Origin of the sequence: Collinsella aerofaciens (genome assembly GCF_027679495.1) — a bacterium.
GTDB lineage: Bacteria > Actinomycetota > Coriobacteriia > Coriobacteriales > Coriobacteriaceae > Collinsella > Collinsella aerofaciens_AK.
Genome location: NZ_JAQEKC010000002.1, coordinates 1 through 23,926 on the forward strand (window position 1 = coordinate 1; position 23,926 = coordinate 23,926).

20 protein-coding genes and 2 tRNA genes are annotated in these 23,926 nt (G+C 61.1%); 13 read left to right on the forward strand and 9 right to left on the reverse strand.

Annotation, left to right across the window (positions count from 1 at the left end):
- Window positions 1-103: 103 nt before the first annotated feature.
- Entirely contained in the window at window positions 104-1,075 is a 972-nt protein-coding gene (locus PGW49_RS00935) for a glycosyltransferase family 2 protein (RefSeq protein WP_270225059.1), read from the reverse strand.
- 160 nt (window positions 1,076-1,235) lie between these two features.
- On the opposite strand from PGW49_RS00935, the gene PGW49_RS00940 reads away from it, so the two are divergent.
- From PGW49_RS00940 to PGW49_RS00950, 3 genes are all read left to right on the forward strand, one after another.
- The gene (locus PGW49_RS00940) at window positions 1,236-2,081 is read left to right on the forward strand and encodes an ABC transporter permease (protein ID WP_270225060.1); all 846 of its coding nucleotides are present in this window, start codon (window positions 1,236-1,238) and stop codon (window positions 2,079-2,081) included.
- Window positions 2,082-2,092: 11 nt separating this feature from the next.
- Complete coding sequence (locus PGW49_RS00945) at window positions 2,093-2,860, forward strand: ABC transporter ATP-binding protein (protein WP_006236046.1); 768 nt, start codon at window positions 2,093-2,095, stop codon at window positions 2,858-2,860.
- Window positions 2,861-2,914: 54 nt separating this feature from the next.
- Window positions 2,915-2,991: transfer RNA gene (locus PGW49_RS00950), tRNA-Arg, on the forward strand.
- A gap of 104 nt (window positions 2,992-3,095) precedes the next feature.
- On the opposite strand, the gene aroQ is transcribed toward PGW49_RS00950, so the two are convergent.
- From aroQ to aroF, 8 genes are all read right to left on the reverse strand, one after another.
- Entirely contained in the window at window positions 3,096-3,533 is a 438-nt protein-coding gene (gene aroQ, locus PGW49_RS00955; RefSeq protein ID WP_099431841.1) for a type II 3-dehydroquinate dehydratase, read from the reverse strand.
- A 64-nt stretch (window positions 3,534-3,597) separates the two neighbouring features.
- Entirely contained in the window at window positions 3,598-4,848 is a 1,251-nt protein-coding gene (locus tag PGW49_RS00960; RefSeq protein WP_138374971.1) for a shikimate kinase, read from the reverse strand.
- Entirely contained in the window at window positions 4,849-5,994 is a 1,146-nt protein-coding gene (gene pheA / locus PGW49_RS00965) for a prephenate dehydratase (RefSeq protein ID WP_270225073.1), read from the reverse strand. It lies immediately after the preceding gene.
- A 53-nt stretch (window positions 5,995-6,047) separates the two neighbouring features.
- Complete coding sequence (aroC, locus tag PGW49_RS00970) at window positions 6,048-7,145, reverse strand: chorismate synthase (RefSeq protein ID WP_270225074.1); 1,098 nt, start codon at window positions 7,143-7,145, stop codon at window positions 6,048-6,050.
- A gap of 1 nt (window position 7,146) precedes the next feature.
- Complete coding sequence (aroA, locus tag PGW49_RS00975; RefSeq protein ID WP_195234019.1) at window positions 7,147-8,466, reverse strand: 3-phosphoshikimate 1-carboxyvinyltransferase; 1,320 nt, start codon at window positions 8,464-8,466, stop codon at window positions 7,147-7,149.
- Window positions 8,460-9,566 (reverse strand): 3-dehydroquinate synthase, encoded by a 1,107-nt coding sequence (gene aroB / locus PGW49_RS00980; RefSeq protein ID WP_195234021.1) that lies wholly within the window; start codon window positions 9,564-9,566, stop codon window positions 8,460-8,462. The genes aroA and aroB overlap by 7 nt, the downstream gene beginning before the upstream one ends.
- A gap of 36 nt (window positions 9,567-9,602) precedes the next feature.
- Window positions 9,603-10,517 carry a prephenate dehydrogenase gene (locus PGW49_RS00985; protein WP_195234023.1) on the reverse strand — a complete coding sequence of 305 codons (915 nt, stop codon included), beginning with the start codon at window positions 10,515-10,517 and terminating at the stop codon, window positions 9,603-9,605.
- A gap of 3 nt (window positions 10,518-10,520) precedes the next feature.
- Window positions 10,521-11,543 (reverse strand): 3-deoxy-7-phosphoheptulonate synthase, encoded by a 1,023-nt coding sequence (aroF, locus tag PGW49_RS00990; RefSeq protein WP_270225077.1) that lies wholly within the window; start codon window positions 11,541-11,543, stop codon window positions 10,521-10,523.
- A 202-nt stretch (window positions 11,544-11,745) separates the two neighbouring features.
- Between aroF and PGW49_RS00995 the strand changes: the two genes are divergently transcribed.
- The 10 genes from PGW49_RS00995 to PGW49_RS01040 all read left to right on the forward strand — a co-directional run bounded on the left by PGW49_RS00995 (window position 11,746) and on the right by PGW49_RS01040 (window position 23,910).
- Window positions 11,746-11,822, forward strand: a tRNA-Arg gene (locus PGW49_RS00995).
- Between the two features lie 76 nt (window positions 11,823-11,898).
- Complete coding sequence (locus PGW49_RS01000; protein WP_270225078.1) at window positions 11,899-14,622, forward strand: HAD-IC family P-type ATPase; 2,724 nt, start codon at window positions 11,899-11,901, stop codon at window positions 14,620-14,622.
- A gap of 103 nt (window positions 14,623-14,725) precedes the next feature.
- Window positions 14,726-15,868: a zinc ribbon domain-containing protein gene (locus PGW49_RS01005; protein ID WP_270225079.1), complete on the forward strand. Its 1,143-nt coding sequence runs from the start codon at window positions 14,726-14,728 to the stop codon at window positions 15,866-15,868.
- Between the two features lie 107 nt (window positions 15,869-15,975).
- Entirely contained in the window at window positions 15,976-16,518 is a 543-nt protein-coding gene (locus PGW49_RS01010; protein ID WP_055249980.1) for a peptidylprolyl isomerase, read from the forward strand.
- Window positions 16,519-16,529: 11 nt separating this feature from the next.
- Window positions 16,530-17,834 (forward strand): tetratricopeptide repeat protein, encoded by a 1,305-nt coding sequence (locus tag PGW49_RS01015; protein ID WP_055309859.1) that lies wholly within the window; start codon window positions 16,530-16,532, stop codon window positions 17,832-17,834.
- Window positions 17,835-17,961: 127 nt separating this feature from the next.
- Window positions 17,962-18,993 carry a rod shape-determining protein gene (gene mreB / locus PGW49_RS01020; protein ID WP_006236061.1) on the forward strand — a complete coding sequence of 344 codons (1,032 nt, stop codon included), beginning with the start codon at window positions 17,962-17,964 and terminating at the stop codon, window positions 18,991-18,993.
- A gap of 78 nt (window positions 18,994-19,071) precedes the next feature.
- Window positions 19,072-20,013 (forward strand): rod shape-determining protein MreC, encoded by a 942-nt coding sequence (gene mreC, locus PGW49_RS01025; RefSeq protein WP_082421788.1) that lies wholly within the window; start codon window positions 19,072-19,074, stop codon window positions 20,011-20,013.
- A gap of 11 nt (window positions 20,014-20,024) precedes the next feature.
- Window positions 20,025-20,591, forward strand: a complete 567-nt coding sequence (locus PGW49_RS01030) for a rod shape-determining protein MreD (protein WP_117745941.1) — start codon at window positions 20,025-20,027, stop codon at window positions 20,589-20,591.
- A 13-nt stretch (window positions 20,592-20,604) separates the two neighbouring features.
- Window positions 20,605-22,674 (forward strand): penicillin-binding protein 2, encoded by a 2,070-nt coding sequence (gene mrdA, locus PGW49_RS01035; protein WP_270225089.1) that lies wholly within the window; start codon window positions 20,605-20,607, stop codon window positions 22,672-22,674.
- A 9-nt stretch (window positions 22,675-22,683) separates the two neighbouring features.
- A complete protein-coding gene (locus PGW49_RS01040; protein WP_022094759.1) occupies window positions 22,684-23,910 on the forward strand; it encodes an FtsW/RodA/SpoVE family cell cycle protein in 1,227 nt (408 codons plus the stop codon).
- Window positions 23,911-23,926 lie beyond the last annotated feature (16 nt).

Here is a 23,926-nt window from a genome sequence, read left to right on the forward strand (position 1 = left end):
CCGGGGCCCGTGGGTTATACCCTAAGAGCAAACCACCCTTTTTAAGGGTGGTTCTGATTGGTGGCTATCTGCGCAGTGGTGCCAATAGTATTTTGCGGAAGATCTACCTCTCGCTTGGCATGGAAGTAGGGTGGCCGGGCTGGTCGTCGTAGGCGTATTTGCTGTACACGTTGACCTCCCACTGCTTTTTTTCGACCTTTGCTACAGAATCTAGGATGAAGCCGGTCGCAAGGCTCAGGCCGCACAGGAACATAAACGAGGCGGCGAGCATAGCGGTGGGGAAGCGCGGGACGAGGCCGGTCTGGAAATATTCGACAACGATGGGCATGCCCAGGGCGAGGCCGAATACCGCGAACGGAAGCGCAACGAGGCTGAAGAACTTCAGCGGGCGGTAGTCCTTGAACAGCGTGCCGATCATCGCAACGACTTTAATGCCGTCGCTCACGGTGTTGAGTTTGGACTCGGAACCCTCGGGACGGTCGCGGTACTCGATGGGCACATCTTTGATGCGCCAGCGGTGGTCGACGGCGTGGATCGAGAGCTCGGTTTCGATCTGAAAGCCCTCGGAAAGCACTGGGAAGGTTTTAACGAACGGGCGGCTCATGGCGCGGTAGCCTGTCATGACGTCATCGAAGCTGTAGCCATAGATCCACTTGATCATGGCGCGGACCAGATTATTGCCAAAGCCGTGGAAGGCACGCTTGTTCTCCTCGGCGTAGGTGCCGTTGGAAAGGCGATCGCCTACGGTCATGTCGGCCGTGCCGTTAAGGATGGGCTCGCAGAGGGCCTTGGCCGCCTCGGCGGGGTAGGTGTCGTCTCCGTCGACCATCAGGTAGCAATCGGCGTCGATATCGCGAAACATCTGGCGGCACACGTTGCCCTTTCCCTGACGGGGCTCAAAGCGGACTGTGGCGCCGTGCTCGGTGGCAATGCGTGAGGTATCGTCCGACGAGTTGTTGTCATAGACATAGACCGTCGCCTGCGGAAGCTCGCGGTGAAAGTCGTCGATGACTTTGCCGATCGTGAGCGCTTCGTTGTAGCAAGGGATGATGACGGCGATGGATTCAGAATTCACTTAATGCTCCTTATACATTCAATCCTAGAAAGTATAGCCGTTTGGGCCTGGCATCCTAAGATGTGGGTTAGTTCTCCAGTTTTGTTGCGCGAATCGTTTGCATGGCCGTCGGGTCTATACTGTTCGTTTGTCAACGATTACGAGTAAAGGAGTTGCATCCGTGCCGGATCAGACAAAGCAACAAGAAACTCGCAGTCTGCCTGCGACGTTTGCTAAGAACGAATTTGAGAAGGACGCGTTTATCCTTCGTCAGCTGGTTACCAAGGATTTTAAGATCAAGTATCGCCGTAGCGTTCTGGGCGTCGCATGGTCGGTGCTCAACCCGCTGCTGATGATGATCGTCATGGCCATCGTGTTCTCGACGATTTTTGGCCAGGGCCGCAATGGCTCAATGACGCCCGAGATGTACCCGCTGTACTTGATCGTGGGTAACATCACCTTTGCCGTCATGTCTGAGTCTACTAACCAGGCCCTGACGTCGATCGTGGGCGCTGCCCCTCTGCTCAAGAAGGTTAAGGTGCACCGCTGGGTTTTCCCGGTGCAGAAGGTGCTCTTCTCGCTGGTCAACTTTGCCTTCTCGCTGGTCGCCGTCGCCATCGTCATGCTGTGGTTCCGCGTTATGCCTTCTTGGCACCTGATTCTGTTGCCGGTCTGCCTGCTGCTGCTTATGTGCTTCTGCATGGGCCTGGGCATGATGCTCTCTGCCCTTACGGTCTTCTTCCGCGACGTTATGCATCTGTGGAGCGTCGTCATTACGGCGTGGACTTACATTACGCCCATCTTCTGGACGACTGACTATATTGCGCAAATGCCGCATCTCGTGCGTATCTTGATGTATGCGAACCCCATGTTCAACTACCTGCAGTTTATGCGCGATATCTTCCTGTTCCAGACTACGCCCTCGCTTATGACGTTTGGTATGTGCGTCGCTTGGGCGGTTCTTGCGCTTATTATTGGCTATACCGTGTTCCATAAGTCCGAGCGCAAATTTATCCTCTACATCTAAGGAGTGCTGTGATGACTGAATCTGTTGTTGATTACAGCGAGCAGCCTCTGGCTGTCGAGGTCGACGACGTCACCATGATCTTTAACATGGCGTCCGAGTCGCTGACCAACCTCAAGGAGTACTTCATTAAGCTTGCCAAGCACGAGCTGTTCTTTGAGGAGTTTAGGGCGCTTAAGCACATCTCGTTTGATATTCATCGCGGCGAGGTTGTGGGTCTGGTCGGCACCAATGGCTCCGGCAAGTCTACGATGCTCAAGATTATCGCTGGCGTTCTTGAGCCTAGCGAGGGCAGCGTTAAGGTGCACGGTAACATCGCGCCGCTGATTGAGCTTGGCGCCGGCTTTGACCCCGAGCTGACCGCCCGCGAGAACATCTATCTGAACGGCGCCCTGCTCGGCTATACCAAGGAGTTCATCGACGCCAACTTTGACGGCATTATCGAGTTCGCTGAGCTGCAGAACTTTGTCGATATGCCGCTTAAGAACTTCTCTTCGGGCATGGTGGCGCGTATCGCCTTTGCAATCGCGACGATTACCGAGCCCGATATTCTGATCGTTGACGAGACGCTGTCCGTCGGTGATGTGTTCTTCCAGCAAAAGTGTGAGGCCCGCATCCAGCACTTTATCCAGAGCGGCGACGTGACGGTTCTGTTCGTTTCGCACTCTATGGAGCAGGTTGAGCGCATCTGCCAGCGTGCCGTTTGGATTGAGAAGGGTGACCTTCGCATGGACGGCCCGGTCGATGAGGTCTGCAAGGCGTACCGCGAGCAGTTCAACTAGGTTATAATTACTTGCGCCTGACAGGCTTGTGCTTGCTTGGGCGTGCGGTTATTTGCTCCATTAGCTCAGTTGGATAGAGCAGGGGACTTCTAATCCCAAGGTCGACGGTTCGAATCCGCCATGGAGCACCATCGTTTATTAAGCCCAGACCGCTTGGTGGTCTGGGCTTTTTTCATCTTGTGTGTTGCTGGAGCCGAGCGCGAGCAAGCCGCTGCTGTTTGTTGGGGTTGGCATTTTACTTTTCGAGATGCTCTTTCAGCAGCTCCAACGCGTGGGCGTAGCCCTTCAGGCCCTCTCCGGTGATGGTGGCGAAGCAGGCCAGACGGGCGTAGCTCACCTGGCGGAAGTCTTCGCGGGTCTCGACTGCGCTAATGTGGACCTCCACAGCCGGGATGGCGACGGCTTTGAGCGCGTCCAGGATGGCCACGCTTGTGTGCGTGTAGGCGGCCGGGTTGATGACGATGCCGTCGACCTTTCCGTAAGCCTCCTGGATCTTGTCGACGATGCTGCCCTCGTGGTTAGACTGGAAGACCTCGACCTCGTCGAAGCCCTGTGCGGCACCCGCTTCCTGGCAGATCTGCACTAAGCGATCGTAGTTGTCGCTGCCGTAGATGCCTGGCTCGCGAATGCCGAGCATGTTGAGGTTGGGGCCGTTAATGACGAGTGCTTTCATGGTTGCTTCCTTTGCAGTTGAAAAACCACCACAAAGGTGCCTGCCCCCTTTGTGGTGGTTTTGGTTAGAGAGCGGGTGGGAGGGTGTCGAGGAGGGCATGGGCGGTGTTGGCGGCGCAGTCGCGTGAGTCGATGATGTAGTCGGCCCAGGCGCGGTAGCGCGGCATACGCTGCTCGGCCAGCTTGTCGATGCCGTCGCGCGCGGTGATGGGGCGGCCCTTGTGGGCGAGCTCGTCGAGCTTGCGGTTGAGCATCACGATTTGGCTGTTTTGGTGCAGCAGAGGGTAGTTCTCGTCGCGCGTAACCACGCCGCCGCCGGTGGAGAGCACCAAGCCGCTGCGCTTGGAGATGTCGGCCAGCGCTGCCGTCTCCTGCTCGCGGAAGGCCGCCTCGCCGCACTTGATGATAAAGTCGGCGCAGGGCATGCCCAGGCGCTCCTCGAGGGCGCGATCGAGATCGATGTGCTCGCGGCCCGTGAGCTGGGCGATCTGCTCGCCCACGCGGGTCTTGCCCGAGCCCGGCATGCCGATCAGCGCGATGTTCTGTTCGCGGCGTGACAGGCGCTCCGTTACGTCCAGGATCCTCTCGCGCGGGGTGGCTTTGCCGGTATAGCGCTCGACAGCTTGTGCCGCCTGGGCAACAAGCATAAGCAGGCCGCCGATGCAGGGGATGCCGCGGCGCTCGGCCTCGAGCATCAGGCCCGTGCGGGCGGGGTTGTAGACAATGTCGATGACGCCCTCGAGCGCATCGAGGCCTTCGAGCGTGCAAGGCGCGTCGGGGCAATGGGGGAACATGCCGGCGGGCGTGCAGTTGACGAGTAGGGAGGCGTCGGACTGCTGCGCGATATTGTCGTAGTTGACCTCGCTCGTGCGACCCACGGGTACGACGATGGCGCCCATGTCTCCCAGCACCATACTTGCCGTGGTGCCGGCGCCGCCGGTGGCACCGAGCACGAGGGCCTTCTTGCCGGCAACCTCAACGCCCAACTCCTCGACCAGGCACTGGAAACCGAAGTAGTCAGTATTATCGCCGTGCAGGCGGCCGTCGGGCAGGCGCGTGATGGTGTTGACGTTGCCCATGCGCTCGGCGAGCGGGCTCAGCTCGTCCAGGTATTCCATGACGGCGCGCTTGTAGGGGATGGTCACGTTGGTGCCCTCCCATTCGTCGCCCGTCATAAAAGCCTCAAGATCCTCGGGCTCGCGCTCAAAACGCACGTACTCAAGCCCCGCCAGCTCCTTGTAGATGGTCGGGGTGTAGCTGTGGCCCAGCACGCGGCCCAGCACGCCGTAGGGGCGGGTTGCGGCGGTATCGGTCATCTAGAGCACCTCCGTGTAGCTGCCAAAGTAGGTGAAGCTCTCGCATACGTCGTCGATCGAATCGAGCAGGTCGTCGAGGGCCTTGCTGCCAAAGGGACAGTCCAGGTCAAAGTAGAACATAAACTCAAAGTCGCGACCGGGGATGGGGCGGCTCTCGAGCTTGATGAGGTTGATGTTGAGTGCGTAGAAGCGCTCGAGCACGCGATAGAGGGCGCCCGGCTCGTTGGCCGTGGTGATCATGAGCGAGGTACGGTTGGCACCGGGATAGACGCGTGGCTCGCGGCTGATGACGACAAAGCGCGTGTAGTTGTTGTCCGAGTCCTGGATGTTGGACTCCAGCACCTCCAGGCCATAGAGTGCCGCGCAGCTGCGCGATGCGATGGCGGCAACATCGGTGCGGTCGGAATTGGCGACCATCTCGGCCGACATGGCGGTGTTGGGGTACTTGGTGGCGTGCAGGTCGTGGGACTCGATAAAGCCCGCACACTGGGCAATGGCTTGGCCGTGGCTGTAAACCTCGCGCACGTCGGCGAGCTTGGTGCCGGGCTTGACGAGCATGTTGTGGTCGATCTTGAGGCGAAGCGAGCGCACGATGTGGAAGTCGAACTGGGCGAGCAGGTCGTAGACGGCGTTGACCGAGCCGGCGGTGGAGTTCTCGATGGGCAGCACGCCAAACTCGCAGAAGCCGTCGCGCACAGCGCGCATAACGCCTTCGAAGGTCTCGAAAAACGCGATGTCGGGCACGTCGAAGAGTTTGCACGCGGCGATCTGGCTATAGGCACCTTCCACGCCCTGGCAGGCAACTGTGGCCGTTTGAGGGAAGGGCGTGTCAAAGGCTGCAGCCGTGGCGTGGGCCTTTTGCGAGACGGTGATGCCCTTGAGCTCGTTGATGTAGCGCTGCTGCTCGGCCTTGCTCATGCTCATAAGGAGGCGGAACAGGGTGATGGTCTGCGCCTCGTAGCGCTCGGGCGCGCGGCTGGCGAGGTTGTTGAGTTTTGAGCGCTCGCGGGCGGGGTCAAAGACGGCCTTGCCCATCTCGATCTTTGATTTGGCGACCTCGGTGGCAATGTCCATACGCTCGACAAAGCTATTGAGGAGCGTGGTGTCGATGCCATCGATGGTCTGGCGAATATCGGCAAGGTCCATGGAGGCCCCTTTCACGTAATGGCAGAGTTGACAGGCAACCCAGGTGAGTCGGGTTAGAGCTGGCCTGCGTCCTCGAGGAGGGCGTCCCAGATGGCCAGCGCTGCGGCTGCTTCGGCTACGGGGACAGCTCGGGGGACGATGCAGGGATCGTGACGACCGTGGACCGAGAGTTCGACATTTTCCATGGCGTCCATGTCCACGGTCTGCTGCTCGCGGCCGATGGAGGGCGTCGGCTTCACGGCCATGCGCCACATGACGGGCGCGCCGGTGGAGATGCCGCCCAAGATACCGCCGGCGTTATTGGACTCGACTTCGATCTTGCCGTTCTCGGCATCGATACGATACGGGTCGTTGTTCTCGCTGCCGCGCATGGCGGCCACGGCAAAGCCCATACCAAACTCCACGCCCTTTACGGCGGGAATGCCAAACGCGATGTGCGCGATGCGGTTCTCGATGCCGTCGAACATGGGGTCGCCGATGCCTGCAGGCAGACCGTAGATGCCGCACTCCACGATGCCACCGATGCTGTCGAGCTCGTCGCGCGCGGCCAGAATCTCCTCGCGCATGCGGCCGGCAGCAGCGGCGTCAATGCAGGGCAGGTCATTTGTAAGGATCGCCTTGCGGTCAGCCTCGCGATAGACCATATCATCCATGGGCAGGTCGGAGATGCCACCGATCTGCGCGACGTGCGCCATGACCTTGATGCCACGGGCCTCGAGTGCCTGCAGCGCAATACCGCCGGCGATGCACAGGGGGGCCGTCAGGCGGCCGGAGAAGTGCCCGCCGCCGGCGACATCGTGCATGTTGCGGTACTTCACACGCGCCGGGTAATCGGCATGTCCCGGACGGGGCTTGCGGCGCAGCTCGGAATAGTCCTTGGAGCGCGTGTTGGTGTTCTCAATGATCGCTGCGATGGGTGCGCCGGTGGTGTGTCCATCGACCACGCCGGCGATGATGTGTGCGGCGTCGGCCTCGCGGCGCTTGGTTGCGGTCTCGTCGCGACCGGGGGCGCGACGATCCAAAAAGGCCTGTAGCTGCTCCTGGTCAACGGCAATGCCAGCGGGTATGCCATCAAGCGAGCAGCCGATGGCGGGGGAGTGCGACTGGCCGAAGATGCTCAGGTGCAATACGTTGCCAAAGGTCGAGGACATGCTATTCCTCCTCGAGCGTGACTTTGCCGCCCAGCAGGCGGTAGTGGTCGAAGAAATCGGGATAGGACTTGTTGACAGCCTCGGCGCCGTGGATCACGACTTCGCCGGTGGCACGGCTCGCGGCGATGGCGGCCATCATGGCGATGCGATGGTCGTTGTGCGAATCGACCTCGCCGCCGGTAAAGGCATCGACGCCCTTGATGATGAGGTCGTCGCCGGCAATGCGCACCTGTGCGCCCAGCGCGGTGAGCTCGCGGGTGGTGGTGACCAGGCGATCGGATTCCTTGATGCGCAGGCGGGCGCAGTCGCGGATGAACGTGCGGCCCTGGGCCAGCGATGCCACGGCAGAGATGACGGGTACCAGGTCGGGAATGTCGTGGGCGCTCATCTCGAAGCCGGCGAGCTTGTCGGACTGCACGGTGGCGGCGTTGGTGGAGCGCACGATGCGGGCGCCAAAGCGCGAAAGCGCGGCGAGCACGTTGCGGTCGCCCTGCGCGGAGCTCAGCGATACGCCTTCCACGGTGATGGGGTCGGAGCCGATGGCGCCGGCGCACAGCCAAAAGGCCGCATTGGACCAATCGCCCTCGACGGCCACGCTGCCGGGCGTGCGGTACGAGCCGCTGCTCACTCGGAAGTTTGTGACCTCGGGCTTGCCATTCTTGGCGGGGATGCGCTCGACGTTGACCTCGACGCCGAAGGCCTTCATGGCCTGGATCGTGAGGTTGATGTAGGGGCGGCTTTCGATGAGCCCGGTCACCTGCACGCAGGAGGGCTGGGACAGCAGCGGGGCCGCCAGCAGCAGGCCCGAGATGTACTGCGAGCTCACATTGCCCGGCAGCACAAAGGTGCCCGGGCGCATGCGGCCGCTCGTCTTGAGCGGAAAGCCGCCCAGACCCTGCAGGTCGCAGCCGGCGGCGATGATCTCGTCCGAGAGCGGGGAGAGCGGGCGGGCGCCCAGACGGCCCTGGCCCACAAATGTGGCCTCTGCTCCCAGCGCGCAGGCGACGGGCAGCATAAAGCGGAGCGTGGAGCCGCTCTCGCCGCAGTCGAGCGTGCCGCCGGCAAGTGCCTTGAGCAGGCCAAACTCAATACTCTTCATGGTTGGATGGACCTGGAATCCGTCCTCGACGGTCTCGATGCGGGCGCCGAGTGCCGTAAGGCAGCGGACCGTGGCCTCGATGTCGGCGCAGGTGGTATTGCAGGCGACGTGTGTCTCACCGTTGGCGAGTGCTGCGCAGATGATCAGGCGGTGCGCCATCGACTTGGACGCGATGGCGGGAACGGTGCCCTTGAGCGGGGACGGGGTGATGCGGGCTAGCATGCGGAAGCGTCTCCCTTCTGGCCGAGGCCCTCGGCAATTAAATCGTGGAAGGTGGAAAGCGGCGTGCGGTCGATGCTGCAGCGGCCGATGCCGTGCGGAATCACCAGGTCGATCGTGTCACCGGTGCGTTTTTTGTCGTGCAGCGCCTCGGCAAAGACGGCGTCGGCATCCAAGTCGCAGCGGGTCTTGAGACCGTGGCGCGCACAGAGCTCTTCGATGCGCCCCGGCAGCTCGGCGTCGCAAATGCCATGCAGCGCTGCGGCGCGCGTGATAATGCCCATGCCGATCGACACGCAGTTGCCGTGGCCGAGCTCAAAGTGCTCGCAGGCTTCGACAGCGTGTCCGGCGCTGTGACCAAAGTTCAGGAGCTTGCGCTGGTTGGTCTCGCGTTCATCGGCGACAACCACGGCGCGTTTAATGTCGATATTGCGGGCGATGATGAGCGCCACACGGGCCACGTCCTGGTTGAGGAGCTCCAGCGTGAGCGGGGCCTTCTCCAGCTCGGTGAAAAGCTCGGGGTCGGCGATCACGGCGTGTTTGACGACCTCTCCGCAGCCGTCGGCGAACTGCTCGGGCGTGAGGGTGGCTAGGCATCCCACGTCGGCAATGACCACGCTCGGCTGCCAAAAGGCGCCGGCCAGGTTTTTGCCGGCAGCGAGGTCGATGGCCGTCTTGCCGCCCACCGACGAATCAACCATAGCGAGCAGACTCGTGGGGATCTGCACAAACTTGCAGCCGCGCATGTAGGTGGCGGCCACAAAGCCGGCCACGTCGCCCACAACGCCGCCGCCGAGTGCCACGATCACGTCGGAGCGGGAAAGCTCATGCTCGGCCACAAACTCCAGGATGGCAATGTAGGTCTCGGCACGCTTGCGTGCCTCGCCAGCCTCGAAGGTGCAGATGCTCACCGCATAGCCCGCGGCCTCCAGGCTCTGCTTAACGGGCATCTGGTAGAGCGGGCCCACGTTGGTGTCCGTCACAATGACGGCGCGCGACCCGCCAGCGGTGGCGCGGACGAGTGGGCCCGCCTGCTCCAGCAAAAACGTGCCGACATGCACCTGGTAGGGGCGTGCGGTGTCGATATCGATGGTAATCGCCATAAGCTTCGGTCCTTTCGACCTGGCGTGGTAGATGATCTAGCGGGAGGCCTCGTCGTCGAGCGCGCGCTTGATGCGGTCGCCCTCGGCAAGGAGATTTTCCAGATAGCGCTGGTCGCGGTCTTTGAGCGCACGGCTGTAGGCTCCGAGTGCCTCGATCAGATGGTCGATCTCGAAGGCGAGCGCGTCGGCGTCGTCGATCATGAGCTCCGACCACATCTGGGGGTTGAGGTGCGCCACGCGGGTAAGGTCGCGGTAGCTACCGGCCGAAAAACCGTGGTGAACCTGGGCGGTCGGGCTTTTGACGTAGGCGTTTGAGACGACGTGCGCGAGCTGGCTCGTAAAGGCGATGACGCGGTCGTGCTCGGCAGCGCTGGTCACGCTGAACTTGCCAAAGCCCAGGGGGCGCACCATTTCGCGCACCTGGCCTAAAAGCTCGAGCTTAAGGGCGTCGTCCACCGCGGGCGGTACGAGCACCAGCGGGGCGTCCTGGAACAGGTCGGCACGGGAGTGGGCGTAGCCCGAGAACTGGGTGCCTGCCATGGGGTGAGCGCCCACAAAGTAAAAACCGTGCTCGCGGGCGAGCTCAAAGGCACGCTCGCACACGATGCCCTTCACGCCCACGGTGTCAATCACCACGGGCCCCATGATGGCCTCGGTATCGGTGGCGTCGGCGAGCGCTTGGGCGTGCGCCTCGAGCCACTCGATGCAGGCCTCGGGGTAACAGGCCAGCACGATGATGTCGCACTCGCCGAGCGTCTCGTCGTTGAGCTCGCCGGCGACGGTGCCCATGCTGGCGGCCGTCATGACGTCATCGTCGGGGTCCCAGGCCAGCACGCGGACGCCCGCCTGCGCATAGCCGCGGGCAAAGCTGCCGCCGATGAGGCCCAGGCCCACGATGCCGGCGCATTTGGGACCGCCCTGGTTAACGCGCGCGTTTCTCACCGTACCCATGGGCTACTCCATGGTCTCTTGGCAGACGACCTCGCGGATGGCGCTGATACGGCGCATGGTGTCGTCGAACTGGTCGGGGGTGAGGGCCTGAGCGCCGTCGGACCATGCGCGGCTGGGCTCGTCGTGGACTTCGATCTCCAGACCGTTGGCGCCGCAGGCGGTCGCCGCGAGCGCCATGGGCTCAACGTAGCGGGTGTAGCCGGTGGCGTGGCTGGGGTCGGCAACGACGGGCAGGTGCGACAGGTGGTGCAGCACCGGCACGGCGTTAAGGTCGAAGGTGTTGCGGGTGCGGGTCTCGAAGGTGCGGATGCCGCGCTCGCACAGGATGACGTTGTCGTTGCCCTCGCTCATGATGTACTCGGCAGCCATGAGCAGCTCGTCGATCGTGCCGGACATGCCGCGCTTGAGCAGAATCGGGGTCTGGGTCTTGCCGACCTCCTTGAGCAGGGGGAAGTTCTGGGCGTTGCGGGCGCCGATCTGCATGACGTCAATCTTCTTGTCCAAGAAGACCTGCACGTCGCGCGGGTCCATGATCTCGGTGACGATCGGCATGTCGAGCTCGGCCGAGGCCTCGCACAGCAGGTCCAGACCGGCGGGGCCCATGCCCTGGTAGGCGTACGGGGACGTGCGGGGCTTGTAGGCGCCGCCGCGCAGCATCGTGGCACCGGCGGCCTTCACGCGACGGGCGATGCGGATGAGGTTCTCGCCCTCGACGGAGCAGGGGCCTGCGATGACCTGGAACTGGTCGCCGCCGATTTTGACGCCGTGGCCGCAGTCGATGACGGAGTCCTCGGGGTGGAACTTGCGGTTGGCGCGCTTGAACGGCTCGGAGACGCGCTGCACGCGCTCGACGACGTCCATGGACTCGAGCAGGAACGGGTCGATCTTGGTCGTATCGCCCACCAGGCCGATGATCGTCTCGTTCTCGCCGCGCGAGACATCGGTCTTCAGACCCTTTTTCTCAATCCAGCTGACGATATGGCTTACGGCCTCGTCGCTGGCGCTCTGCTTTAAAATTGCAATCATGGTGTGCCTCTCACCTCGATGGATAACTTTTGCAAAAACGGCCCGCATCGCGAGCCGTGTATATGGTGCATGTGAGTTTATACTATCTGACTCGCTTTTGCCTTCTAAAGTGGGCCGTTGCGCCTCGTCTCCCACGGAATTGCAAAGCTTTTTCTTTTCTTTTGTTAGCCCATGACGCACTTGGGTATAATGCCAGTCGTTCGCCCTATTAGCTCAGGGGATTAGAGCGTCTGCCTCCGGAGCAGAAGGTCGTTGGTTCGAATCCAACATGGGGCACCATCGAACGTAAGACCGTCCGAACCTCGCATGGTCCGGGCGGTTTTTCTTATACCGACGCGACGTGATGGGACGTGGTATGGCAGTAACGGATATCGAGCGCGGACTCTCGACCGCCGAGGTCGAGGAGCGCATCGCCGCCGGTAAGATCAACCGCAACAAGGAACTTAAGACCAAGTCGGTCAAAGAGCTCATCATCGAGAACCTCTGCACGCTGTTCAATTTGATCAACGTGATCTTGGCGTTCCTGGTCATTTTGACCGGTTCGTTTAAGAATCTGACGTTCCTGTTCGTGGTGTTCCTCAATACCGCTATTGGCGTCATTCAGTCCATGCGTTCCAAGAAGATGGTCGATAAGCTCACGCTGCTGACCTCCAAGAAGGCCATCGCGGTGCGCGACGGCGTCGAGGTGGAGCTCGACCTGGACCAGATCGTGCTCGACGATATCATTCGCCTGGGGCGCGGCGACCAGATTCCCGCTGACGCCGTGGTGGTCTCGGGCGAGGCACTCGTGAACGAGAGCCTGCTGACGGGCGAGAGCGACCTTATTAAGAAACAGCCTGGTTCCGAGCTCATGAGCGGCAGCTTTATCGACTCGGGCCTGCTGCGCGCCCGCGTGATTCATGTCGGCGCCGACAACTACGTGGCTAAAATTAATAACGAGGCCAAGTACGTCAAAAAGGTCAATTCCGAGATCATGAACGCGCTTAACGCCATCGTGCGCTTTGCGAGCATCATCATGATCCCGCTCGGTTTGGCGTTGTTTGCCTCAAGTGTGAGCGAGCTGTGGGATGCCGCGGGAACCCCGGGCGATAGCGCGCTTTCGTGGTGCTTCTCCGAGTTGTTGGCTGGTCATGTGCCTTCGTCGGCGCTGCTGTCCACGGTGGGCGCCCTGCTGGGCATGATCCCGCAAGGCCTGGTGCTGCTGACCTCGTCGGTGCTCGCCATCGCCACGGTGCGCCTGGCTCGCCGCAAGGTGCTGGCACAGCAGCTCTACTGCATCGAGACGCTCGCTCGCGTCGACGTGCTGTGCCTGGACAAGACGGGCACCATCACGTCGGGCCGCATGGAGGTCGAGGGCACGTATCCGCTGCCGGTTGAGGTCGTGAGCCTAGGCGCCGGCTCGGACGAGGCGGTCGTTCCCGTCGATACCACGGTACTCGATTTTGCGCTGGCTAACGTCGCGCGTGCGACTTCGGCCGATGCCAACGAGACCTGCCAGGCGCTTCTCAACTATTACGCCGATCGCCCGGTCGAGGTGTCTGAGCCGCTGTCGGTCATTCCGTTCTCGTCCTCCAAAAAATGGAGCGGCGCGTCGTTTTCGCAGGGCTCCTATGTGATGGGTGCGGCGCAGTTTGTGCTCTCTGATCATGTGTTTTCGCAGGTCGAGAACCGTGTCGCCGAGCTTGCCGATACCTGCCGCGTGCTCGTTGTGGCGCGCGTGGACGGCTTTACGCCCGATGGCGATATGGTGGGCGAGGCCGAGCCCGTGGGCTTTGTGACCATCCGCGACGAGATTCGTACCTCGGCGGCCGAGACCATCGGCTACTTCAACGAGCAGGGCGTGACCCTCAACGTGATCAGTGGCGACGACCCGCGTACGGTGTCGTCGATCGCGCGCGTGGTGGGCGTGCCGGGGGCGGACGCTTATGTGGACGCCACGACGCTCGATACGCCGGCCAAGCTCGATGCCGCAGTGGACCGCTACCATGTCTTTGGTCGTGTGACCCCGCAGCAGAAGCGCGAGCTCGTGCAGGCGCTCAAGCGCCGCGAGCACACCGTGGCCATGACGGGCGACGGCGTCAACGATGTGCTGGCGCTCAAGGAAGCCGACTGCTCCGTCGCCATGGCGGCCGGCTCCGATGCCGCGCGTAATGTGGCCGAGATCGTACTCGTCGACAACGACTTTGCCTCGATGCCCGCCGTGGTGGCCGAGGGCCGTCGCTCCATCAACAACCTGCAGCGTTCGGCCTCGCTGTTCCTGACCAAGACGCTGTTCTCGATGGGCCTGGCGGCGCTGTGCATTGCGCTGCCGCCGTACCCCTTCGAGCCCATCCAGATGACACTCATCAACTTCTTTTGCATCGGCGCGCCGGGCTTTGTGTTGGGCCTGGAGCCCAACAATGCTCGCGTGAAGGGTGCGTTTTTGACGAATGTACTCAAGCGTGCACTGCCGGCGTCGATTGCGGTCATTCTGGCTGCGGCGCTCGATATCTTTGTGGCGCGCGTGTTTGGCTTTAGCCAGCTCACGCTGTCTACGATGTGTCTGCTTACGTCGTGCGCGGCGAGCGTCAGCCTGATCTGGCGCATCTCGCAGCCTCTCACGCCCTTACGTGTGGTGCTCTTTGTGTTTGTAGTCGCCTGCATCCTGGTGGGCGTTATCGGATTCCCGGGGTTGCTGTCTATTGCCAACCTGTCGATGGGCCAGATGGTTATCTTGGCTGTCATCGTGGTCTTTACCTGCTCGGTGTTCTTTAAGCTCGCCACGATGATGGATTCGCTCAAGCCGCGTCGTCGTCATGTCGCAACTGGTTTTGGCCGCGGTGTGCACGTCCGCCTGGGTCGCGGTGGCGGCAAGGTGAGCTCGACGGGTTCGACGGCCGAGCGTTTTGCCAAGCGCGTCGCCGCCGACATGGCGCAGCGCCGCGAAGATCGCACCGCTCGCGAGGCCGAGGCCCGCGCACTCGAGGGCGTGGGCCAGGCCCAGCCCAAGAAAAAGAAGAGTACCGGAGCTAAGCGCTCTCGTGTGACCAAGTCCGCCCAAGGCATCAAAGTTTCGATGCCAAGCAAAAAGAAGAAGTAACTACGCGCCCTGGCGATGTTGAATTGGTGCCTTGCTCCTGTGGGGCCGTGGCGATGTTATGCTCTAACCTCGATTGTTTGAATTGCTTCGAAAAGAGGATGCCGTGATCTGCCCGCATTGCCTTAAGACTATCGAGGACGGCGCCTCGTTCTGCCCCTACTGCAACGCCTATGTGGGTCCGGGCGATGGCCCCGAGCACACCGAGTTCGTGTTCTGTGAGGGCTGCGGTGCCCGTCTTTCTCCGCATGATCGTACGTGCCCCAAATGCGGACGCCCCGCTCCGGGCATCCTTTCCGAGGACGCTGCCGCATCTGACCTGGCGGCGGGCCGTACCGCCGGTTTTCCGCGCTTGACGCAAGAGCAGATCGATACCGAGGTGCCGCATGCGCCGGCCTCTGCCGCTGCGGTGCTTTCGGACGCCGCCGATCCTAACGAGACATGCGTGCTGCCGGCTTTCGATAAGGATTTCGGTATTCCCAAGGTCGATATTCCCACGCCGGTTTCCTTGCACGACGATGCTCAAAAACCCAAGCGCAAGGTGCATCCCGACGAGGACGCCTATCACAAGCACAAGCGTCATATCCCCAAGCCGCTCATCGTCATCGCGGTCCTTGCCGTCCTTTGCGGCGGTGCCTATTGGTTCGTGACAGCCGATCCCATGGGTGTCATGCCTGGCTTCTATGACCAGTTTGGCCAGGCCGCGCAGACGACCTTCCCTACGCGCCAAAAGGGCGAGGCGACTGAGGACGATACCAAGCAGGACGATTCTGCCGAGGTGGTCCAGGAAGAAACCGTGCTGACCGATGATCAGCTCTATACCAGGCTCGATGGTCTGTATCAGACCATCGTGTCCTACGGCGACGAGGACCAGATCGGCGAGGTCATCGATTCCTTTAACAACGGTTATCTCCGAACGCCGCTGTCCACCCGTCAGGAGCTGTCGCAGAGTGCCTACGCCCTGCGCGACCAGATCAAAAAGACGCAAGATGAGCTCAACAACCTTAAGTACCAGGACGATACGGTCTATGCGGATGACATCGCCCACTTAAAGCAGCTTGCCGAGTGGATGTACGAGCGTGTCGACGTGATCTGCCAGAGTTGGGACATCTCGCTGGCCATTCCCGATGGCGAGTCGATGAGTTCCCACCAAAGCGAGATCCTGGCTCCCATCGCGCAGGGCGGCAACAGCGCGCTGAACCAGTACGACGCCAATGTGGGTTCCTGGAAGCCGCAGCAGCGTTCCTAAAATTAGTTCGCCATAGTCGGCATAACCTACGTGCGCAATTGATGTAAGCGCATGCTTATTGCTACAATTCGTACAAATATGCTTTAAACGCACGAGGAAGGAACCACATGTTTGGTTTTAAGAAAGAGCTCTACACGCCCGAGTATCAGCTTGTCGGCGACGAGTGCGCCGTTATCGAGACGTCGAAGGGTACCATCAAGGTCAAGTTTGACGGTGAGGGCGCTCCCATTCATGTCGCGAACTTCTGCGAGCTTTCCACGATGGGTTTCTATGATGGCCTTAAGTTCCATCGCTATGTGCCCGGCTTTGTCATTCAGGGTGGCGACCCCAATACCCGCGACATGTCCGGCGCCGACGTCGCTGCCGGCCTTGAGGGCCCCGACGGCATGCCCGGTACCGGTGGCCCCGGCTACTGCATCAAGGGCGAGTTTGCCACCAATCCGCGCAACAGCCATGTCGATGGCGCCCTTGCCATGGCACGCTCCATGGACCCCGATTCCGCGGGTTCGCAGTTCTACTTCTGCCTGGGTGCCCAGCATAACCTCGATTCCGGTTACACCGTCTTTGGTACCACGGTCGAGGGTCTCGATGTGATTTCGCAGCTGCGTGCCGGCGACGAGATCGTCCATGTCGAGATCGTTCACGAGTAAAGGGGACTTCCTTGAATAGCCAGCTGATCCAACAGGGCCGCGCCGCTTACCGCGCGGGTGATTTTTCCGCTGCAGCCCAGATGCTTGGGGCGGCAAAAACTCCCGATGAGATTATGGGCGAGGCCGATCACCTTCGTGGCAACGCCTTGATGCACCTGGGCATGTATGCCGAGGCCGCCGAGGCTTATGCTGCCGCCCTCAATGACGGCACCTACGGCAAGCGCGGCGCGCTGCTCACCAACCGCGGCAAGGCACTCGCCGCCGTGGGCGACTACACGACGGCCGCCCAGGCGTTCTCTGCTGCTACGCAGGATGCTTCCTATGCCACGCCGTTCAAGGCCTATCTGGGCCTGGGTAACGCGCTGTTCCAGTCGGGCGACTATGCCAACGCGGGTACTGCCTTCCGTCAGGCTGCCATCGACGGCGCCAATCCGGCTCCTGCCGCCGCACTCGGCGAGCTTGGTCGTTGCTTCATTAAGCTCGGCCGTCCGGCGGATGCCGTGGAGACCTACCGCACGGCTATCGACTTTGCCGGCCCCCGCGACGACACGCGTGCGCTCAACGCCGGCATGGGTCAGGCACTTTCTGCCGCCGGCCGCCCCTCCGACGCACTCGACGCCTTTAACGCCGCTACTGCCGATGGCATCTACCAGCTCACCTCCGAGCAGGCCGATGAGCTTGCCCGCGTGCACGATTCGCTTGCCGCGCTGTCTGCCCAGACGGCTATGGCCACGGCTCCGGCGCCCGCGATGGACGCTCCTGCCGTCGATCCGCTCGATCCTACGGGCGCGACCGGTCAGTTTATGCCCGATCCCTCGGACACCGGCTTCTTTACGCTGTCCGAGTCCGAGATGGTCCAGCAGGACCGTCAGGATCGTAAGCAGGCCAAGGTTCGTCGCCGCCATCGTCACACGGGTCTCAAAGTCTTCATCGTGCTGCTTCTGCTCATTTTGATCGCCGCGGGCGGTCTGGGCTTTGCCTACACGCGCGGCTTTGGCTTCCCGTCCCAGGAGTCTGTCGTTACCGATCTGTTCCAGGCTGCCGGCGACGGTGACACCGCAAAGGCCGAGTCTTGCCTGGCCTCGAGCCTGTCCGAGGACGCCAAGTCGATGATCATCTCCTCGATTCCGCAGGGTGCCACCGTGTCCGTCGAGGGCATGGATCAGTCCATGACCGAGACGACCGCTAAGGTTAAGGCATCGCTGTCCAAGGGCGGCGAGCAGGAGTACACCGTCAAATTCGTGCGCTCCGATAACCATATCGGCTGGGCCGTTTCCTCGCTCGATATGGATTTCTCGGCTGCTGACAACCAGTAGTGACCTTATGGGATTTAGCTTTGCCCGGCGCTTCACCGCAAGTGAGGTGCCGGGCTTGCGCTAGTATGATGAGCTAGTAGTTTTCCAGCAATCATCCAACACATCAGGAGTTGCGTTGTTTTCTTTGATGGATATGTTCTTCGGTAGCTATGCGGGCGATCTTGCCATCGACCTCGGCACCGCAAATACGCTTGTCTCCGTGCGCGGCAAGGGCATCGTCATTCGCGAGCCCTCTGTTGTCGCCATCGACAAGAACGACGAGCGCATCCTGGCGGTCGGTATCGAGGCAAAGCGCATGCTCGGCCGTACGCCCGGCAACATCGTGGCCGTTCGTCCCCTTAAGGACGGCGTCATCGCCGACTTCGATGTTACCGAGGCCATGCTTCGCTACTTTATCGACAAGGCGTCCGAGAAGCGCTATCCGTGGACCCCGCGTCCGCGCGTTGTCGTCTGCGTTCCTTCCGGCGTCACGTCGGTCGAGAAGCGAGCTGTCTTTGAGGCCACGATCCAGGCCGGTGCCCGCCAGGCCTATCTGATCGAAGAGCCTATGGCCGCCGCTATCGGCGCCGACCTGCCCGTCGAGGAACCCACCGGCTCCATGGTCATCGACATCGGTGGCGGTACCACCGAGGTCGCTGTTATCGCTATGGGCGGCATCGTCGTCTCGCAGTCCATCCGTATTGCCGGTGACGAGTTCGACCAGGCCATCCTCACGCACGTTCGCGATGCCTACAACCTGGCCATCGGCGAGCGTACGGCAGAGGACATCAAGATCAAGGTCGGTTCCGCCGTTCCGCTCAAGGACGAGCTCGACGTCGAGGTCAACGGCCGCGACGTGATCACCGGTCTGCCCAAGACCGTGCGCATCGAGAGCGAGGAGATTCGTCGCGCACTCAACAAGCCACTCGACGAGATGGCCAAGGCCGTCAAGGACGCACTCGACGCTACGCCTCCCGATCTTGCCTCGGACCTTATGTACTACGGCATTTTGCTGACCGGTGGCGGTGCGCTGCTGCGCGGTCTCGACGTGCGCCTGCGCGATGAGACCGGTGTTTCGGTCAACGTCAGCCCCACGGCGCTCGATAATGTCGTTAACGGCTGCGCCCGCGTGCTCGAGGCCAATGCGTTTGATGGCGGCTTCGTCCAGACCAATGCTTAATTTCCAAAAGGTGGATTCCATTTGGCACGATCTTCGGGTTTCTCCACAAATCTGAATACCAAGCGACAATCAACGGGTATGCGCCCGTTGATTGTTTTCAGCCTGATTTCGGTGTTGCTGCTCACGTTTTACATCCGCGAGGGCGAGGCAGGGCCGATTCATGCCGTGCGTTCGGGCGTAACGACGATTACCTCTCCGGTGCGCTTTGTGGGCTCGGCTGTGGCGGCTCCCTTCAATGCGATTGGCAACGTGTTCTCTAACCTAACGGCGTCGCAGGACACGCTCGACGAGCTCAAGAAGCAAAATGAGGAGCTGACCTCTAAGGTCGCCGAGCTTTCTGAGGCTCAAAAGACCGCTGAGCGTCTGGAGGGGCTGGTCGGCCTGCAGTCGACCTACAACCTCAAATCGACCGCAGCTCGTATCGTTGGTGCCTCGGGCGATGCCTGGACCTCGACCGTCACGATTGATAAGGGTTCTGCCGACGGGCTTACCATCAACATGCCTGTGACGAGTTCGGCCGGTGTTATCGGCCAGATCATCGAAGTCTCGGCCAAAACGTCCACCGTGCGCCTGATTGGCGACGAGAACTCCGGCGTATCCGCCATGGTGCAGGACACGCGCGCCCAGGGCATGCTGCAGGGTCAGGCTGACGGCACGCTGCGTCTTGAGTACGTGAGCGTCGACTCCGATGTTAAGGTTGGCGACATCATCGTGACCTCGGGCATCGGTGGCGTGTTCCCCAAGGGTCTACCGCTCGGCACCGTCTCGTCGGTTGAGAAATCGGCAAACGACGTGTACTACACCATTGTGGTGCGCGCTCAGACCACGGCCGAGAACAACGAGGAAGTGCTGGTCATCACCTCGCTGACCGACGAACAATCGGCCTCGGATGAGGACGTGAGCACGGCCAACAGCACGCCGCAGGGAACGTCGCGCGACGCTGCGACCAAGACGAAGGACGAGAGCTCGGATGACAGTTCCGACACGTCCGAGACGACCGATTCTGGCTCGAGCGAATAGGGGGCATGTCCATGGATCTACACGAGCAGGGGATGAGCTCCCGTACGTTTGTGATCGCCGCCATCGTGTGCGTGCTGCTGCAGGCAGGCCTGGCACCGCAGATCTCCATTGCGGGCGGTCGCGTCAACTTCATGATTATCCTGGTGTGCCTAAGCGTGTTCTCGGGCGACCCGACCCGTGCCGTCGTGTGCGGTTTTTGCAGCGGCTTGTTTTATGACCTGTCCGCTGCCGTGCCGGTGGGCGTTATGTCGCTCCTGCTGACCGTGGGCTCTTTTGCCCTGGTGCACAGCGCCGTCGGTCAGACGGGCGGTACTCCGAGTGCGCGCGGCATCACCGTGGGCGCCTTTGCGCTCGTCATTAATGTGATCTACAGCATCATCTTGCTGTTTATGGGTTTGGAGACGAGCTTTGTCGTGGCGATCTTTGGGCATGCGTTGCCGTCTTCGATCCTGACGGGTCTGGTTGCCATTCCGTTTTTGATGTCCGGCGTCGTGCCGCAGTCCGGCTATGGATTCTCCGCACGTGGCGGACGCCAGACGGGTATGCGCTTTAAGCCCAAGACCCGCAAGCTCAAATAGGGGAGGCCCGTAGATGTCTTCCCAGATGACGGTTATTATCGCCGGTATCGTGCTGGTTGTGGCCATCGTGGTCGCGCTGGTCGTCATGCGTCGTGGCGATTCCCGTTTTACCTACGATACGCAGCATGGAACGGCCCCGCGCGCCACCGAGGGCGAGGGCAATACCGCGTCGACCGCCTTTAAGGGCCGCTTTTCCATCCTCACCACGGGTGTGGGCGCGATGTTTGCGGCGCTTGCCGTCAAGCTGTGGGGCATGCAGATGGTCTCATCGGACTATTACGAGAAGCAGGCCAATAGTAATCAGACTCGCACCGTTACAACACCCGCTGTGCGCGGTCGCATCCTCGACCGCAATGGCGTGGCGCTTGTCCAGAACCGTCCCTCACTTGCTGTCGTGGCCTACCGCGACCTTGCCGAGGATGAGGTTCTGGTTCGCCATCTTGCCAACGTGCTTGGAATGCCTTACGTGGCGGTCCTTCGTAATATTCAGGACAATACAGAGGGCGCTCAGAGCCTGCATACCATCGCGACGGACGTCCGTCGCTCCACGGTTGCCTATATTCAGGAGCATGCCGGCGAGTTCCCGGGCGTCAAGATTGCCGAGCGTACCGAGCGCCAGTATCCATATGGCGAGACGGCATGCCATATCTTGGGCTATACCGGCACCATTACCTCCGAGCAGCTCGAGGCCCAGAATAAGAAAACCTCTGGCGATGATGATGCTTCTGCTGGCAAGATTACGTACCAGTCGGGCGATATCGTGGGCCAGGCGGGCGTTGAGAGCTACTACGAAAACCTGCTGCAGGGTATTCGTGGCGAGCAGACCGTCAAGGTCGATGCCTCGGGCAATGTGACCGGTCAGGCCGGCGCCGTGCCCGCGAAGGCCGGCTCTGACATTAAGCTCACGCTCGACCTTAAGATCCAGCAGGCCTGCGAGACGGCGCTGGCGAGCGCTATCGAGCTTGCCAAGACCACTGGCTACAGCAATGCCGGCAACGGCGCTGTAGTGTGTCTCGATCCCAACAATGGCGAGATCCTGGGCATGGCGAGCCAGCCCAAGTTCGATCCGTCCGTCTTTATCGGCGGCGTCTCAAATGACGTGTGGACCGAGCTCAATGATGACAAGGGTTCCCACCCGCTGCTCAACCGCGCCATTAGCGGACAGTACATGTCGGCCTCGACCATCAAGCCGCTCTCGGCACTGGCCGGTCTTGAGTTTGGAACCTACACGTCGGGGCAGACGACCAACTGCACGGGTTATTGGACGGGTCTGGGCAAGTCGTGGGGCAAGTACTGCTGGCTGCATTCCGGCCACGGCACCATGACGCTGCAGTCGGGTATCGCCAACTCGTGCGACCCTGTCTTCTACGACATGGGCAAGGCGTTCTTTTATGACGAGCAACATCCCGAGGGTCTGCAGGAGGTCTTTCGTCGCTGGGGTCTAGGCAAGACCTGCGGTATCGATCTGCCGAGTGAGGGCGCGGGCCGTATTCCCGATGCCGAGTGGAAAGAGTCGTACTTCACCGACGCATCTGCCGAGGACCGCAAGTGGAATGCCGGCGATATGACCAACATTGCCATCGGTCAGGGTGACATCCTGGTGACGCCCCTGCAGATGGCGTGTGCCTATATGGGTCTTGCCAACGGCGGCAAACAGTACGTGCCTCACGTGTTTTTGTCTGCCGTGTCGCGCGATGGCGACGGCGATGCCTATAAGTACAACGGCAAGGGCAAGAAGAAGCGCCTGGAGGCCAAGATCAACAGCGATTCGGATTTGGCTCTTGTTCGCAACGGCATGCACGACGTGATTTACACGGCATCGACGTCCCTGGCGGCTCACTTTGGCACCCTGACGCCGCAGGTATACGGCAAGTCGGGCACGGGCGAGAAAAGTGGCGAGGATGAATACGCGTGGTTCTGCGCCTATGCACCGGCCGATGACCCCAAGTATGTCATCGCTACCGTCCTGGAGCAGGGCGGCGGTGGCTCAGATACCGCGATGCATGTCGTGCGCGACGTGCTCGGCGTGATTTATGACGAGCCCGATACCTCTTCGGCCTCGGGCGATTCTTCGGTTCGATAGGAGGTTGCGATGGATTTTTCTCCGGCGGATCTGTTCCGCTCAACCAAGACCGGCTCTCGCAGCAGCCTGGACCGCGTCAACAAGCAACTTTCGGCCTCGCGCGGCACGTTTCGCCAAAAGGTGCATATCGGTGTGCTCGTGGCTACAGTGGCGCTCGTCGCCTACGGTGCCATCATTATCTGGTCGGCTTCGCAGTTTAAGGCCGATGCTTCGTTCTCACGCCATCTGCTGGGAATTGGCATCGGAGCGGTGCTGGCGGTGCTCGTCTGGCGTACCGACCTTCGCGGTATTTCCAATTTCTCGACGGCGTTGCTCGTCATCGACCTGATCGTGATCTTCTCGCCCAAGATTCCGGGTCTGTCCTATACGGGCGGTCTGGGCATGACGGGTTGGATCAAGATTCCCGGTATCGGCTTGACATTCCAGCCGGTTGAGCTTGCCAAGCTCATCACCATCTTCTTTATTGCTACGCTTGGTTCGCAGTATAACGGTCGCATCGATACCGTTCGCGACTACGTCAAGCTCTGCGGCATGCTGTCTATTCCGTTTTTGGCCGTCGTTGCCATGGGTGACCTGGGCTCGGGCCTGGTCGTGCTGGTTTCGGGCGCCATCGTCATTTGTATGAGCGGTGCGCGCCGCGAATGGGTGCTGTCGACCCTGGCCCTGCTCGTGGGCCTGGTGGCCCTCGTCCTGGCGCTCGATTCGGTCTTTGATTCGTTGCTCGGCCACGATGTGCTCATCAAGCAGTATCAGATGAACCGTCTGACGGTCTTTATCGACCCCGATAATGCCGATTCGGATGATGCCTACAACCTGCAGCAGTCGCTTATCGCCGTTGGCTCGGGCGGCTTCTTTGGTAAGGGTTTGGGCCATGCGACGCAGTCGGCCGGCGGCTTTCTGCCTGAGTTCCACACCGACTTCGTCTTCGCCTTCCTGTCCGAGACCTTTGGCTTTTGCGGTTCCTTTTTGCTCCTGTGCCTCTACGTTCTGCTGATCTTTTCGACGATTCGCGTCGCCTTTAAGTGCGAGTCGCTGTTTTTGCGTCTTTCGTGTGTGGGCATCGTTGGCATGTGGGCGTTCCAGACTTTCGAAAACATCGGCATGTGCATCGGCATGATGCCGATTACCGGTATTCCGCTACCGTTTATTAGCTTCGGTTCGTCTTCGATGATGATTCAGCTGCTGACGGTGGGTATCGTACAATCCATATGGCGGCATCGTTCGGGCGCCGCGTAACCGCTGGAGGGGTTTG